This window comes from Micromonospora krabiensis (assembly GCF_900091425.1).
Classification (GTDB): Bacteria; Actinomycetota; Actinomycetes; order Mycobacteriales; family Micromonosporaceae; genus Micromonospora; species Micromonospora krabiensis.
Genome location: NZ_LT598496.1, coordinates 5,588,440 through 5,603,232, shown reverse-complemented (window position 1 = coordinate 5,603,232; position 14,793 = coordinate 5,588,440). Strand labels below are relative to the sequence as shown.

The 14,793-nt window shown below is 74.5% G+C and carries 11 protein-coding genes; 6 read left to right on the top strand and 5 right to left on the bottom strand.

The annotated features are described in order from the left end of the window. The first annotated feature begins 46 nt into the window (after positions 1–46). The 5 genes from GA0070620_RS25765 to GA0070620_RS25745 are packed head-to-tail and all read left to right on the top strand — an operon-like array spanning position 47 to position 7,491. Positions 47–2,110, top strand: coding sequence for a molybdopterin oxidoreductase family protein (locus tag GA0070620_RS25765; RefSeq protein WP_231922476.1), 2,064 nt, complete (start codon positions 47–49; stop codon positions 2,108–2,110). Further along, positions 2,107–3,546: an FAD-dependent oxidoreductase gene (locus GA0070620_RS25760; RefSeq protein ID WP_091595019.1), complete on the top strand. Its 1,440-nt coding sequence runs from the start codon at positions 2,107–2,109 to the stop codon at positions 3,544–3,546. The genes GA0070620_RS25765 and GA0070620_RS25760 overlap by 4 nt, the downstream gene beginning before the upstream one ends. Then, positions 3,543–6,068: a nitrite reductase large subunit NirB gene (gene nirB / locus GA0070620_RS25755; RefSeq protein WP_091595017.1), complete on the top strand. Its 2,526-nt coding sequence runs from the start codon at positions 3,543–3,545 to the stop codon at positions 6,066–6,068. The genes GA0070620_RS25760 and nirB overlap by 4 nt, the downstream gene beginning before the upstream one ends. Then, positions 6,065–6,403, top strand: coding sequence for a nitrite reductase small subunit NirD (gene nirD / locus GA0070620_RS25750; protein WP_091595015.1), 339 nt, complete (start codon positions 6,065–6,067; stop codon positions 6,401–6,403). Before nirB ends, nirD begins: the two co-directional genes overlap by 4 nt. Beyond that, positions 6,403–7,491 (top strand): uroporphyrinogen-III synthase, encoded by a 1,089-nt coding sequence (locus GA0070620_RS25745; RefSeq protein WP_091595013.1) that lies wholly within the window; start codon positions 6,403–6,405, stop codon positions 7,489–7,491. The genes nirD and GA0070620_RS25745 overlap by 1 nt, the downstream gene beginning before the upstream one ends. A gap of 131 nt (positions 7,492–7,622) precedes the next feature. Here the strand turns inward: GA0070620_RS25745 and GA0070620_RS25740 are convergent, their stop codons facing one another. From GA0070620_RS25740 to GA0070620_RS25725, 4 genes are all read right to left on the bottom strand, one after another. Then, the gene (locus tag GA0070620_RS25740; protein WP_091595011.1) at positions 7,623–8,246 is read right to left on the bottom strand and encodes a GTP-binding protein; all 624 of its coding nucleotides are present in this window, start codon (positions 8,244–8,246) and stop codon (positions 7,623–7,625) included. Then, positions 8,227–8,589 (bottom strand): DUF742 domain-containing protein, encoded by a 363-nt coding sequence (locus tag GA0070620_RS25735; RefSeq protein WP_091595009.1) that lies wholly within the window; start codon positions 8,587–8,589, stop codon positions 8,227–8,229. The genes GA0070620_RS25740 and GA0070620_RS25735 overlap by 20 nt, the downstream gene beginning before the upstream one ends. A gap of 89 nt (positions 8,590–8,678) precedes the next feature. Next, complete coding sequence (locus tag GA0070620_RS25730; protein WP_007465177.1) at positions 8,679–9,086, bottom strand: roadblock/LC7 domain-containing protein; 408 nt, start codon at positions 9,084–9,086, stop codon at positions 8,679–8,681. Then, positions 9,083–12,124: a sensor histidine kinase gene (locus tag GA0070620_RS25725; protein WP_091595007.1), complete on the bottom strand. Its 3,042-nt coding sequence runs from the start codon at positions 12,122–12,124 to the stop codon at positions 9,083–9,085. The genes GA0070620_RS25730 and GA0070620_RS25725 overlap by 4 nt, the downstream gene beginning before the upstream one ends. Positions 12,125–12,569: 445 nt before the next feature. Between GA0070620_RS25725 and GA0070620_RS25720 the strand changes: the two genes are divergently transcribed. Beyond that, positions 12,570–13,751, top strand: a complete 1,182-nt coding sequence (locus GA0070620_RS25720) for an ABC transporter substrate-binding protein (protein ID WP_091595005.1) — start codon at positions 12,570–12,572, stop codon at positions 13,749–13,751. 109 nt (positions 13,752–13,860) lie between these two features. Here GA0070620_RS25720 and GA0070620_RS25715 read toward each other — a convergent pair whose 3' ends face one another. Next, positions 13,861–14,715, bottom strand: coding sequence for an ABC transporter permease (locus GA0070620_RS25715; RefSeq protein ID WP_091595003.1), 855 nt, complete (start codon positions 14,713–14,715; stop codon positions 13,861–13,863). Positions 14,716–14,793: the final 78 nt, after the last annotated feature.

Below are 14,793 nucleotides of genomic sequence, written 5' to 3'. Positions count from 1 at the left end.
CCGGGAGACCGCGACGCACTGCCCGTACTGCGCCCTCCAGTGCGGCATGCTGCTGCGCGAGGAGGCCGGCCGGGTAACCGTGCTCCCCCGGCAGTTCCCCACCAACCGCGGCGGGCTCTGCCAGAAGGGCTGGACCGCCGCCGAACTGCTCGACCATCCGGACCGCCTGACCACCCCGCTGGTGCGCGACCCGGCCAGCGGCGAGCTGCGTCCGGCCACCTGGTCGACGGCCATGGCGCGGATCGTCTCCGGCCTCCGCGCCGTCCAGGCCGGGCACGGCCGCGACGCGGTGGCCGTCTTCGGCGGGGGCGGGCTCACCAATGAGAAGGCGTACGCGCTCGGCCGGTTCGCCCGGGTCGCGCTCGGCACCCGGCACATCGACTACAACGGACGGTTCTGCATGTCCTCCGCGGCGGCGGCCGGCCTGCGCGCCTTCGGTGTCGACCGAGGGCTGCCGTTCCCGCTCGCCGACCTGGGCCGGGCGGACACCCTGCTGCTGGTCGGCGCGAACCCGGCGGAGACCATGCCGCCGCTGGTGCGCTGGCTGACCGAGCAACGCCAGCGCGGTGGCCGGCTGATCGTCGTCGACCCTCGGGCCACCGCCACCGCCCGGCAGGCCGACCTACACCTGCAGCCGTTGCCCGGCACCGACCTCGCGGTGGCCAACGCGCTGCTGCACATCGCCCTCACCGAGGGCTGGGTCGACCGGGCGTACGTCGCGGAGCGGACCGACGGCTTCGACGCCGTGCGCCGGACCGTGGCCGGCTGGTGGCCGGCGCGGGCGGAGCAGCTCTCCGGCGTGCCGGTGGCCGACCTGGAGGCCACTGCCCGGGCGCTGGGCACGGCGGAGCGCGCCATCATCCTCACCGCTCGCGGCGCCGAACAGCACGCCAAGGGAGTGGACACGGTTACCGCGTTCGTGAACCTGGCGCTCGCCCTCGGCCTGCCCGGGCGGCCCGGCTCCGGATACGGCTGCCTCACCGGGCAGGGCAACGGCCAGGGCGGTCGGGAGCACGGGCAGAAGGCCGACCAGTTGCCCGGCTACCGACGGATCGACGATCCGGCGGCCCGGACGCACGTCGCCGAGGTCTGGGGCGTGCCACCCGACACGCTGCCCGGGCCGGGAGTCCCCGCCTACCAGTTGCTGGACGCCCTCGGCACGCCGGGCGGACCCCGCGCGCTGCTGGTCTTCGGCTCGAACCCGGTGGTCTCCGCGCCCCGGGCGGCCCGGATCGAACGCCGGCTGCGCGACCTCGACCTGCTGGTCGTCGCCGACCTCCTGCTGTCCGAGACGGCCGCCCTGGCCGACGTGGTGCTGCCCGCCGCCCAGTGGGCGGAGGAGGACGGCACGATGACCAACCTGGAGGGACGGGTGTTGCGCCGCCGCGCGCTGCGCCCGCCGCCACCCGGCGTCCGGACCGACCTCGCCATCCTCGCCGACCTCACCGCCCGCCTGCGGCCGACGCCGGACCCGCGGCGGACCGACGAGCCGGCGGACGGCGAGACGGCGGACGGCGAGACGGCGGATCCGCGCCGGGTGTTCGCGGAGCTGCGCCGCGCCTCGGCCGGCGGCGTCGCCGACTACGCGGGAATCACCTGGGAGCGGATCGACGCCGCGGACGGTGTCTTCTGGCCCTGCCCCACTGTGGACGGCCCGGACAGTCCCCGGCTCTTCGCCGACCGCTTCCCCACCCCGGACGGGCGGGCGCGGTTCCATCCCGTGGAGCACCGGCCGGCGGCCGAGGAGGTCAGTTCGGACTATCCGCTGCACTTCACCACCGGCAGGGTGCTGGCCCAGTACCAGTCCGGCACCCAGACCCGCCGGGTGGCCGCGCTGCGCCGGGCCGCCCCGGACGCGTTCGTGGAGCTGCACCCGGACCTGGCCGCCCGGCTCGGCGTGGCCGACGGCGAGCCGGTCCGGGTGGTCTCCCGCCGGGGCGAGCTGCGGGCACCGGCCCGGCTCAGCCCGACGATCCGGCCCGACACGGTCTTCGCGCCGTTCCACTGGGGCGGCCCGGCCCGGGCCAACTCGGTCACCAACGACGCCGTCGACCCGATCTCCGGGATGCCCGAGTTCAAGATCTGCGCGGTACGGGTGGAGAAGGCATGACCGAACGCGTGGTGATCGTCGGAAACGGGATGGCGGGGGCTCGACTGGCGTCCGAGCTGCTGGCGCGCGGCGGGGACCGGAAGGTCACCGTGCTGGGGGCCGAGCCGCACCGGGCGTACAACCGGATCATGCTCTCCACCCTCCTCGCCGGGAAGGTCGACGAGTCCGACGTGGAGCTGACCGAGGCCGCGGGCCAGGGCGTGGACCTGCGGACCGGCGCCACGGTGACCGCGATCGACCGCGCCGGCCGGCGGGTACGGACCGACGACGGCGACCAGATCGACTACGACCACCTGGTGCTCGCCACCGGCAGCCGACCGGTGGTGCCGCCGCTGCCCGGGCTGGACCCGGCCGCCCTACCGGAGCGGGTGGTGCCGTTCCGCACGCTGGCCGACTGTCGACGGATCCTGACCCTCGCGGCACGGGCGCGCCGGGCACTGGTCCTCGGCGGCGGGCTGCTCGGGTTGGAGGCGGCCCGTGGGCTCGCCGCCCGCGGGTTGGAGGTCGGCGTGGTGCACCCGGTGCCGCACCTCATGGAACGGCAACTCGACCCGACCGGCGCCGCGATGCTGGCCGGCACGCTGGCCGGGCTCGGGGTGATGACCCACCTGGCGGTACCGGCGACCGGGCTGGCCGCCGACGCCGACGGCGTACGCCTCGACCTGGCCGACGGCCGGTCCCTCACCGCCGACCTGCTGGTGCTCTCCTGCGGCGTACGCCCGGACACCGCGCTCGCCGCGGCGGCCGGTCTCGCCGTGCGCCGGGGCGTGGTCGTCGACGACCGCCTGCGCACCAGTGACCGGCGGATCTCGGCGATCGGCGACTGTGCCGAGCACGACGGGACGTCGACCGGGCTGGTGACCCCCGCGTGGGCGCAGGCACGCGTGGTGGCGCAGGTGCTGAGCGGCGCGGACCCGCTCGCCCGGTACCGGCCGCGGCCGGTGGTGACCCGGCTCAAGGCGGCCGGCATCGACCTCGCCGCGATGGGTGACCCGGCCCCGGGAGGTCCCGGTGAGGAGCTGACCTTCACCGACCCGGCCCGGGGCACGTACGCCCGGCTGCGCATCCACGACGAGCGGCTGACCGGCGCCATCCTGCTCGGCGACAACCCGGCGGTCGGCACCGTGATCCAACTCTTCGACCGGGGCCAGCCGGTACCGGCCGACCGACGCTCCCTGCTGCTCGGCCGGGCCCTCGGCACGGGCGTGCCGGCCGCCGCCGCGTCCCCGGCGCTGATGCCGGACGCGGCCACGGTGTGCCAGTGCAACACGGTGAGCAAGGGGGCGCTGGTGAGCTGCTGGCGCTCGGGGGCCCGCACGGTCGACGCGGTGGTGGCGGCCACCCGGGCCGGCACCGGCTGCGGCAGTTGCCGGGACGCGGTCGCCGGCATCGTCGACTGGCTCCGGGAAGCCGACTCGGTGGAGGTGACGCGATGAACGGCGGCAGGCTGGTGGTCGTCGGAAACGGCATGGTCGGTCAGCGGTTCCTCGACGCGCTGCGGGCCCGCGACCCCGGGGCGGCCTGGCGGGTGACCGTGCTCGCCGAGGAGCGGCGGCCGGCGTACGACCGGGTGCGGCTCTCCGCGTTCTTCGACGGGGCGACCGCCGAGGAGCTGAACCTGCACGTCCCGCACGAGGGCGTCGAGCTGCGCCTCGGTGAGCCGGCCACGGCGATCGACCGGCAGCGGCGGGTGGTCCGGACGGCGGCCGGCGAGTACCCGTACGACGCGGTGGTGCTGGCCACCGGCTCGTACCCCTTCGTGCCGCCGGTGGACGGCGCGACCCTGCCCGGCGTGTTCGTCTACCGCACGCTCGACGACCTGACGGCGATCCGCGCGTACGCCCGGGGACGGCGGTCCGGCGCGGTGGTGGGCGGCGGGCTGCTGGGGTTGGAGGCGGCGAACGCGCTGCGGCTGCTCGGCCTGACCACCAGCGTGGTGGAGTTCGCGCCCCGACTCATGCCGGTCCAGGTGGACACCGCCGGCGGGGCGATGCTCCGCCGGTACGTCGAGGAGCTGGGTGTCGCCACCCGGCTCGGGGTGGCCACCACGGCGGTACGGCCCGGGCCGGACGGCGCGGTCGCCGCGCTCGCACTCGCCGACGGCACCTCGGTCGACGCCGACGTGGTGGTGGTCGCGGCCGGCATCCGGCCCCGGGACGAGCTGGCCCGGGCGGCCGGCCTGCCGCTCGGCCCGCGGGGCGGGGTGCTGGTGGACGCGGCCTGCCGCAGCGCGGACGAGCGGATCTGGGCGGTCGGCGAGTGCGCGGCGGTGGACGGGACGTGCCACGGCCTGGTCGCCCCCGGGTACGCGATGGCCGAGGTGGTGGCCGACCGGCTGGTCGGCGGCTCGGCGACCTTTCCGGGCGCGGACACGGCCACCAAGTTGAAGCTGCTCGGGGTGGACGTGGCCTCGTTCGGCGACGCGCACGGCAGCACCGAGGGCTCTCTCGACGTCACCTTCACCGACCCGGCCACCCGGGTCTACGCGAAGCTGGTCCTCTCCGACGACGCGACGACCCTGCTCGGCGGCGTGCTGGTGGGTGACGCCGCCGCGTACCCGACGCTGCGGGCCAGCGTCGGCGGGCCGCTGCCGGCGCCCCCGCTGGCGTTGCTCGCACCCGACGGGGGCGGGGCGGGAGCGGGCACCCTGCCCGCCGCCGCGCAGGTGTGCTCCTGCAACGCGGTCACCCGAGGCGACATCGACGCGGCCATCGCCGACGGCTGTGCGGACGTGCCGGCGTTGAAGGCGTGCACCCGGGCCGGGACGAGCTGCGGCTCCTGCGTGCCGATGCTCAAGCAGCTGCTGGACGCCGCCGGGGTGACGCAGTCCCGCGCGCTCTGCGAGCACTTCGACGCCAGCCGTCAGGAGCTCTTCGAGATCGTCCGGGTGCGCGGCATCCGCACCTTCTCCCGCCTCGTCGCCGAGCACGGGCGGGGTCGCGGCTGCGACATCTGCAAGCCGGTGGTCGCCTCGATCCTCGCCTCGCTCGGCACCGGCCACGTGCTGGACGGCGAGCAGGCGTCCCTCCAGGACACCAACGACCACTTCCTGGCCAACCTGCAACGCGACGGCAGCTACTCGGTCGTGCCCCGGATCCCGGGCGGCGAGATCACCCCGGAGAAGCTGATCGTCATCGGGGAGGTGGCCCGGGACTTCCAGCTCTACACGAAGATCACCGGCGGTCAGCGGATCGACCTGTTCGGCGCCCGGGTCGAGCAGCTGCCCCAGATCTGGCGGCGGCTGGTGGACGCCGGCTTCGAGTCCGGCCACGCGTACGGGAAGGCGCTGCGTACGGTCAAGTCGTGCGTCGGGTCCACCTGGTGCCGGTACGGAGTGCAGGACTCGGTCGGCCTGGCCGTGGCGCTGGAGCTGCGGTACCGGGGGCTGCGCGCCCCCCACAAGATCAAGTCCGCGGTCTCCGGCTGCGCCCGGGAGTGCGCCGAGGCGCGCGGCAAGGACTTCGGCGTCATCGCCACCGAGACCGGCTGGAACCTCTACGTCGGGGGCAACGGCGGCTTCCGCCCCCGGCACGCCGACCTCTTCGCCACCGACCTGAGCACCGAGGAGCTGGTCCGCTACGTGGACCGGTTCCTGATGTTCTACATCCGCACCGCCGACCGGCTGCAACGCACCGCCGCCTGGATCGAGGCGATGGACGGGGGCCTCGACCACCTGCGCGCGGTGATCGTCGACGACTCGCTCGGCCTCTGCGCCGACCTGGACGCGGCGATGGCCCGGCACGTGGCGTCCTACTCGGACGAGTGGCGCGACGTGCTCGACGACCCGGACCGAATGCGCCGCTTCGCCTCTTTCGTCAACGCCCCCGAGGTGCCCGACCCGTCGATCCGGTTCACCCAGGAGCGCGGGCAGCCGGTGCCGGTACGCGGCGGGCCGGACGGCGCCGCGACCGGGCAGCGGCAACCGGTCGTGCTGGGCCTGCCGGCGGTGCCGCGATGACCGCGCCGGCCTGGACGGCGGTCTGCCCACTGGACCGGCTGGAGCCCGACCGGGGCGTCGCCGCCCTGGTCGACGGCGTGCAGGTGGCCGTCTTCCGGACCGTGGACGGGCTGTTCGCCGTCGACAACCGCGACCCGGTGACCGGCGCGTACGTGCTGTCCCGCGGGATCGTGGGCAGCCGGGGCGAGGTGCCGACCGTCGCCTCGCCGCTGCACAAGCAGGTGTACGACCTGCGCACCGGGCGGTGCCTCGACCTGCCGGGGGTGGCCGTGCTCCGACACGAGGTGCGCTGCCGGGGTGGCCAGGTCGAGGTGCGGCTGCGACAGGAGGGGTGATGCGGGAGGAACTGGCCGGCTTCACCATCGGCGTGACCGCCGACCGGCGACGCGACGAACTGGCCGCGCTGCTCCAGCGGCGCGGCGCCCGGGTGGTGCTCGCGCCGGCGCTGCGGATCGTGCCGCTGGCCGACGACACAGAGCTGCGCGAGGCGACCCGCGCCTGCCTGGACCAGCCGCCGGACATCCTGATGGCGAACACCGGCATCGGTATGCGGGGCTGGCTGGAGGCCGCCGAGGGCTGGGGGCTCGCCGAACCGCTGCGCTCGGTGCTGGCCGAGGCGTACGTGGTGGCGCGCGGGCCGAAGGCACGCGGGGCGATCCGCGCCGCCGGGCTGCACGACGAGTGGTCACCGGTCTCGGAGAGCTGCGACGAGGTGGTCGACCACCTGCGCCGGCGCGGGGTGGCCGGCCAGGTCATCGCGATGCAGCTGCACGGCGAGCGGCAGCCGGAGTGCACGCTGGCGCTGGAGGAGGCCGGCGCCACGGTGATCGAGGTGCCGGTCTACCGGTGGGCGCCGCCGACCGACCCGGCGCCGCTGCACCGGCTCATCGACCTCATCGCCGGCCGGTTGGTCGACGCGGTCACGTTCACCTCGGCGCCGGCGGCGGAGGCGCTGCTGCGGGCGGCCGGCGACCGCACCGAGGCGGTGCTCGACGCGCTCCGCTCCGACGTGCTCGCCTGCTGCGTCGGGCCGGTCACCGCCGAGCCGCTGGTGCGGCGCGGCGTGCCGGTCACCACGCCGGGCCGGGCCCGGCTCGGGGCGCTGGCCCGCACCATCGTCGACGAGCTGCCCCGCCGGACCATCAGCTGCAAGGCGGCCGGACACCTGCTCACGCTGCGCGGGCACGCCGCCGTGATCGACGGGGAGTTGCGCCCACTCGCGCCGGCGCCGATGGCGGTGCTGCGGGCCCTCGCCCAGTCCCCCGGCCGGGTGCTGTCCCGCACCGCGCTGCTGCGTACGCTGCCGCGCGGCGCCGACGAGCACGCGGTGGAGATGGCGGTGGCCCGGCTCCGCGCCGGCCTGCGCGCCCCCCGCGTGGTGCAGACCGTCGTCAAGCGGGGCTACCGCCTGCGCGTCGACTGAGCCGCGATGTCGGTGCGCGGAGCCGGGACGACAGCCGCCCGGGCAGGCGCAACGGCCGGCGACCCGCCCGAGATCGGCAGACCCGGCGCCACCCGAGCGGGAGGCGCCGGAGACGACCGGCCGGGACGGTGTCAGCCCACCGGGGTCGCGTACCCCCGGCCGTGCTCCGCCTGCAGCCGCGCCATGGCGTGCTCCACGACGGTCACCAGCACCTGCTTGACCGAGTCCCGGTGCCGGGCGTCCGTCATCACCAGCGGCACCTGGGGCGAGATGGCCAACGCCTCGCGTACCTCCGCCAGCTCGTACTGCGGCGCCCCGTCGAAGGCGTTCAGCGCGACCACGTACGGCAGCTTGCGGTTCTCGAAGTAGTCCAGCGGCGCGAAGGCGTCGGTGATCCGGCGGGTGTCCACCAGGACGGCGGCACCGACCGCGCCCCGGATGATCTCGTCCCACATGAACCAGAAGCGCGTCTGGCCGGGGGTGCCGAAGAGGTAGAGGATCAGGTCCTCGGCCATCGTGATACGGCCGAAGTCCATGGCGACCGTCGTGGTCTCCTTGCCCGGCACCTTGGACGGATCGTCGATGCCGACGCCGGCCGCGGTCATCACCGCCTCGGTGGTCAGCGGTGTGATCTCGGAGATCGAGCCGACCAGCGTCGTCTTGCCGACGCCGAACCCACCCGCGACCACGATCTTGGCGGAGACGATCCCGCGGCTCTGCCGCCCGGCGGCGGGGTCATAGCCTGCGAAGTCCACTTAGCACCCTTCCCAGCATTTCCATACGCTCCTCGAACCCCTCGGCCGGAGCGGCAGTGTGTAGCGTCAGCAGGCCCTCGGCCACCATGTCGGCGACCAGCACCCGGGCGACGCCGAGCGGCATCCGGGTGTAAGCGGCGATCTCCGCCAGCGACTGCGCTCGGCCCTCGCAGACGGTGGCGATGCGGTACTTGTCATGCCCGGCGAACCGGGACTCGGCCACCTGGGTCGGGGAGGCCATCAGGACCGCCTCCAGAGCGATGTCCTGCCGTGGTTCGGTGCGGCCGCGGGTGACCGCGTACGGACGTACGAGCGCACCTCTCGGGTCACGCCGCTGGTCCATCCGCGATCACCTCCTCTCCACTCCCCGAGGCCGGTCTGCCCCGGGCTCCCCCGTACGTGGTCGATGCGCGGCGGGCGTGCCGCGCCCGGTTACGAACGCACCGCGTCCCGGGGCAGCGGCACCAGTGCCGCACCCACCCGCTCGACGAGCAGCGCCATCTCGTATCCGACCTGGCCCACGTCGCAGCTGCGCGCGGCCAGCACGGCCATCGAGGACCCGTCGCTGATGGACATCAGGAAGAGGTAGCCGCTGTCCATCTCGATGACGGTCTGCAACACACCGCCGGCGCTGAACATCCGGGCGGCGCCCTCGGTCAGGCTCACCACGCCGGAGGTGATCGCGGCGAGCTGGTCCGCCCGGTCCCCGGGAAGGTCCCGGGACGAGGCGAGCAGCAGCCCGTCGGCGGACACCGCCACCACGTGGGCGATCCCCGCCACGCTGTCGGCGAAGTTGGTGAGCAGCCAACCCATGTCCTGCATGGCCGCTGGCCTGTTCATCGGGTCTCCTTGGTCGAGGTGCGGATCTGGTCCGTTCCGGCCGTCCGCCCGCGCTGGACGCCGCGGTGGTAGGCCGACAACAGGCCACGTACTTCATCCGGGGTGCGCCGGCTGGGCCCCCGGCCGCCGCGCGGCTCGATGCCGCCCGGCACGAGCTGCGCCTGCGGTACCCGCTTGGGCAGGCCCGAGCGGGTGGTGCCGCCGCTGGCCGGCTCGGCGGCGCGGCTGGCACGCGACCAGCCCTCGTCGGCCGCCGTCCGCCAGGCGTCCGCGTCGGCCGCGGGCGCCGCGCCGGGCGTGCTCGCCGGCGGAGTGTACGACGGCGGCGGCGCCTGCGGCGGGGTCCCCGTGCCACCGCTCCCGGGAGAGCGGGTGGGCAGCGGGGTGCTGGTCGAAGCGGCCGGCGCGGGGGTGGCCGGCGCGACCGGTCCAGTGGTGGCCGGGACGGGCGTGCCCGGGGCGGGGTCGTCGAACCGGGGCCGGGCGAAGATGGCGGTCGCGTCGTCGCCGTGGGACCGGAACCAGACCGCCTCCATCTCCCGGAAGATGGGCGCCTCGGCCGCCGGCTCCGGGCGGGCCGCGATCGGCGTCGTCGGGGCGAGCGGCGGGGCGGGCGGCGCCGACGGAGTGGTCGACAGGCCACCGGCGACCGGACCCAGCGGCAGCCCCGAGGCGGCGGACGGGTCGGCCGTGGACCCGCGGCGCGGCAGCGGGGCGAGCGTCGGATGGCCGGTCGACCGGCCGAGACCGGAGTCGTACGCCGGCCGGGTCGGCGGCGCGGCCGGTGGCGGCGCCGCGGCCGGCACGGTCGGCAGCGCGCCGGTGGCCGAGACGGTCGGAAGCGTCCCAGTGGGGCCGCCGGCCGACACGGTCGGCGCACTGTCGCGCGCCTCGACCGGCGGCTGCCACGGGGCCGGGGCCGGGGTGCTGGTGCGCCACTGGTCGGTCAGCGTCCGAGCCGAGGTGAGCCCGGTACGCGGCTCCGCGAGGGCGACCGGGGCGAGCGGGGCCGACTCGGCCGCCAGCGGCTGACGCGGCCGGGTGAGCGCCTGGTCGCGGCCTCGGTGGGCGGGCAGCACCACGGTGGAGTTGGGCAGCGTGATCTGCGCGACCGTGCCGCCCTCGACGTTGCGGCGCAGCTCCACCCGGATGCCGTAGCGGGAGGCGAGCCGGCTCACCACGGCGAGGCCCATCAGCCGGAACGCCGCGACGTCCACGGTCGGCGGGGCGGCCAGCCGCCGGTTCAGGGAGTCGAGCTGCTCGTCGCTCAGCCCGAGCCCACGGTCCTCGATCTGGATCAGGACGTAGTCGCGGATCCGCCGACCGTCGGCCACGACCGTGGTGTTGGGCGGCGAGAAGCGGGTGGCGTTGTCGAGCAGTTCGGCGACGAGCCGGACCACGTCGTTGACCGCGTGCGCGGCGACCGAGATGTCGGTGTCCACCGTGCCGAACTCGATGCGGTTGTAGAGCTCCACCTCGGACTGTGCGGCGCGCAGCACGTCCACCAGCAACGCGTCGTCGCGACGCGGCACGGCCGAGTCGGCGCCGGCGAGGACCAGCAGGTTCTCGTCGTTGCGGCGCATCCGGGTGGCCAGGTGGTCCAGCTCGAAGAGCTGGGCCAGCCGCTTCGGGTCCTCCTCGCCGCGCTCGATCGCGTCCAGCTCGCCGATCATCCGGTCGACCAGGGTCTGACTGCGCCGAGCGAGGTTGAGGAACATCGCCGAGACGCTGGTACGCAGCGCGGCCTGCTCGGCGGCGACCCGGACCGCCTCCCGGTGCACGACGTTGAAGGCGGAGGCGACCTGGCCGACCTCGTCCCGGTTGGGCAGGTTGATCGGGTCACGCACCTGCCGGACGATCTCGTCCACGCCGCCCTCGGCGACGCTGCTCATGGTCTGCAGCCGCTGCACCGCGTCCGGCAGGTCGTGGTTCGCCACCGAGAGCGCGCCCTCGCGGAGCCGGCGCAGCGAGTCGTTGAGCGAGCGGGCCAGCACCACGGCGAGCGACACCGCGATGAGCAGGGTCAGCAGCACCAGCAGCGACTCGACGACGGCCTGCCGGATCACGTCCGATCGGGCCTGGTCGGTCTGCGCGTACAGCTGGTTCTCCAGCTGGATCTCGGCCCAGCGCATGAGGTCGTTGACCGCGCCGATGGCGGCGGTGGCGTCCTGCGCGCTGACCAGCGGGCGCTGCCCGACGGACCGGGTGATGTCGGCCGCGACGCGGTCGGCGAGGCCGACGGCGTCACCGGAGACGGTGCTGTTCACCAGGGCACGCTGCCCCGGGGCGGCGGCCAGCGAGAAGGCGAGCAGCGCCTCCTGCTGGCTGGTCAGCGTGGCCACGAACGAGGAGAACTGCTCCTCGTCGAGCTGCCCGGCGCTGAGGGCGGTGAAGGCCACCGCCTCCTCCTCGGCGACGGACGACTTCGCGCGGGCGAACGCGGCGACCGCGCGCCGGCTGTCCGAGAGGCTCTCGCCGCCGGGCAACTGGGCGAGGCCGTCGCCGTAGGAGACCAGGTCGGCGAGGATGACGCCGTACCGCAGCACCGCCTCGGCGACAGCCATCTGCCGGCGGTCCGTCACCTCCTGCCGGGTGCCGCCCAGCGTGTCCAGGTGGTCGTCGATGGCGGTCAACCGGTCCGCGACCGCGGCCGGGACCTCACCGACCCGGGCCCGCTCCGCGCGGTACTCCGCGATTCGCTCGTCGGTCCGGCGCACCCGCAGGTTGTACGCGTCGGCCGGCTGCTGCGGCAGGGCCAGGTACGCCGCCGCGGCCATCCGCTCGGCGTGCAGGTCCTGGGTGAGCGCGGACACGTCGATGGAGAGCGCGGTCAGCGACCGCGCCTGGCTCGCCTCGTAGGCGCCCTCGCCGACGGAGATGAGCCGGACGGTCGCCAGCGCGATGACCGCCGCGACGGGCACCACCAGGATCAGCGCCAGTTTCGACCGGATCCGGGCGTCCCGGAGCCGGAACAGCCGGCGAGGACTGCGCCGGGCCTTCGCGCGGGTTTCGGGCAGGGCCGTCGGTCCGCTGCTCACGACATCGCCTCCGTCGTATCTTCCACGCCTGGCCCGCCGAACGGTGCCGGACGCGGTGGGCGGCGGCACGCGCGGCACGGCCGCGATTTCATCAGAGAAGGTCCTGTTTGGGAAGGCGCAGCGGGGCAGGAAACGGTCGGACGGCACGGATCCCGTCTTCCGGTCAACTGACACCTTCATTTCCGCAAGCCCGTGAACTGGGCACGTAACTCCAGAGTGGTCACTCGTGCGTGCAGCGTGACCGTTTGCAAACATCGTGTGACCCCAGCATGTGGGATGACCGTCCCGAAACGACCACACCTGCCCGCTTGACCGCGACGCCCGCCGTTGGCAAGGTTTTGCAGGCTTCGCGCACACCGTACGGCAGACTGTTCCCGTCTCTCCACTGAGGACGGACTAGCGGCGGTGACCGGGCAGCGCCCGCGCCCGCACCTGGAGGACGACTTTGAGCTCCATCCGCTCCACGACCATCGCGGCGGTTGCTTCCGTCGTACTGGCCGGCACCCTCACCGGCTGCCAGTTCGGCGCGGCGGACGAGGCGGCGAGTCCGATCGTGATCGCCGCGGACCTCGAACTCTCCGGCGCGGCCGCCCCGGTCGGGCAGGCGTACCAGCGCGCGCTCAAGCTGAAGGTCGACCAGCTGAACGCCTCGGGCGCGTTGAACGGCCGGCGGATCGAGCTGGACGTGAAGGACAACCGGTCCGACGCCAGCGAATCGCTGCGCAACATCGGCGACTTCAGCAAGAACGACCGGGTCAGCGCGATCATCATGGGCGGCTGCAACGCGTGCGCCATCGGCGCGGTGGGGACGATCAACGAGAAGAAGATCCCGACCATCGCGCTCGCCGCCGCCGACGCGGTGACCAGCCCGGTGGCCGATCGGCGGTACGTGTTCCGGCTCGGCCCCAACGCCGCCGACGGCGCCAGCGCCCTCACCAGCGAACTGCGCCGCAAGGGCGTCCGCAAGGTCGGAGTGGTCTACAGCGACGACGACTACGGCCGGGAGGGCCTGGCCGCGCTGCGCCGCGAGTTCGCCAACGCCGGCATCCGGCCGCCGCGTGAGGCGTCGGTGCGGATCACCGACACGGACGTCAGCCAGCCCGTCCGCACCGCCATCGTCGGCAAGCCGGACGCGCTGATCGTCTGGACCCCGCCGGAGCAGGCCTCGCTGGCCGCCACCGCCGCCCAGCAGGCCAGCTACACCGGGTCGCTCTACTTCGACGCCGGGGCGGCCGGTGACCTGTTCCTGGGTTCGGCGGCCCGGGCCACCGAGCGGGCGACCCTGGTCTTCACCCAGACCATGGTGATCGACGACGTGATCGCCACCACCCCGGCCAAGGCGGCCCGGCGGCAGTGGTTCCAGGACTACACGGCACGCTTCGGCGGCTACAACGGCGCCTCGTCGTTCGCCGCGGACGCCGTCCAGCTCATCGCCGACGCCGAGCTGCGGGCCAGCGGCCCGGACGGCGGGGTCAACCGGGACGGCATCCGCGACGTGCTGGAGACCTCCCAGCTGGACGGGCTCTCCGGACCGATCCGGATGACCCCCGACAACCACAGCGGCCTGATGCCCCAGGCGCTGACCACCCTGGTGGCCCGCAACGGCCGCTGGCGCCTAGCCGGCTAACCCGCCCCCCCAACAGAAAACGCCGCGATCTTGCAGTTCGTGCCCCCAGGGCGTCGGGAACGCCCGGTTCGTCGGGGCGGAAACTGCGAGATCGCGGCGTTTTACCGGGTCAGCGGCTGCTCGTTGTTTCGCGGACCCAGGGAAGGGCCAGGCGTTCGGCCAGCACCAGCGCGCTGTAGAGCAGGATGCTGACCAGCGCCACCAGCATGATCGCCGCCCAGGCGGTGGCGGTGTCGCCGACGCCGGCGTACTGCTGGATGACGTAGCCGAGACCACCCTCGCCGGCCTGGAACTCACCGATCACCGCACCGATCGCGGCCAGCGGCATCGCCACCTTGAGCCCGACGAAGATCTGCGGCAGCGCGGCCGGGAAGCGCACCTTGCGGAACGCCTGCCAGCGGGACGCGTTCCAGGAGCGGACCAGCTCGGCCAGGTCCGCCGGAGTGGTGGTCAGCCCCGTCGCGGTGGAGAGCACGATCGGGAAGAAGCAGAGCAGGAAGACCATCGTGAGGATCGGCCGCTGACCCCAGCCGAGCGCGACCACCAACAGTGGGCCCAATGTGATCTTGGGCACCGCGTTGACCGCGACGAGCAGCGGCGTGAACATCCGCTCCACCGTGCGGGACGACGCGAGCGACAGTCCGATCAGGATGCCGGCCACCGCGGAGAGCGCGAAGCCGATCAGGATCTCCAGGGTGGTGTCGCCCGTGTGCTCCAGCATCCGGGCCGGCTTGTCGACGAACGCGGTCAGCACGTCCGCCGGTGGCGGCAGCGCCGCCGGGTGCACCAGCTCCAGCCGGGCGACCAACCACCACACCGCGAGCGCGACCAGCAGGCCGACCGCGGGCAGCAGGCCCGCGCCCGCACCGGCCCGCAGCCCCGCCGAGCGTCGTACGCGCGCGGCCGGCGCCCCCTCCACCGGTGTCGGTTCGGTCGCCGGCTCCGCCGAGCGGACCTCGGTCATGGTTCCTCCTTCGGATCCGCCGGCCCGGGTGACCGGCACGCAGCCGGGGTGCGCCCCGCCGTCGGCCGGCGGAACGCA

Coding starts and splice junctions, on each gene's coding strand:
- GA0070620_RS25745 (WP_091595013.1), top strand. CDS start 6,403: ATGCGGGAGGAACTGGCCGGCTTCACCATCGGCGTGACCGCCGACCGG.
- GA0070620_RS25715 (WP_091595003.1), bottom strand. CDS start 14,715: ATGACCGAGGTCCGCTCGGCGGAGCCGGCGACCGAACCGACACCGGTG.
- GA0070620_RS25730 (WP_007465177.1), bottom strand. CDS start 9,086: ATGAACAGGCCAGCGGCCATGCAGGACATGGGTTGGCTGCTCACCAAC.
- GA0070620_RS25765 (WP_231922476.1), top strand. CDS start 47: ATGCTGCTGCGCGAGGAGGCCGGCCGGGTAACCGTGCTCCCCCGGCAG.
- GA0070620_RS25760 (WP_091595019.1), top strand. CDS start 2,107: ATGACCGAACGCGTGGTGATCGTCGGAAACGGGATGGCGGGGGCTCGA.
- nirD (WP_091595015.1), top strand. CDS start 6,065: ATGACCGCGCCGGCCTGGACGGCGGTCTGCCCACTGGACCGGCTGGAG.
- GA0070620_RS25735 (WP_091595009.1), bottom strand. CDS start 8,589: ATGGACCAGCGGCGTGACCCGAGAGGTGCGCTCGTACGTCCGTACGCG.
- nirB (WP_091595017.1), top strand. CDS start 3,543: ATGAACGGCGGCAGGCTGGTGGTCGTCGGAAACGGCATGGTCGGTCAG.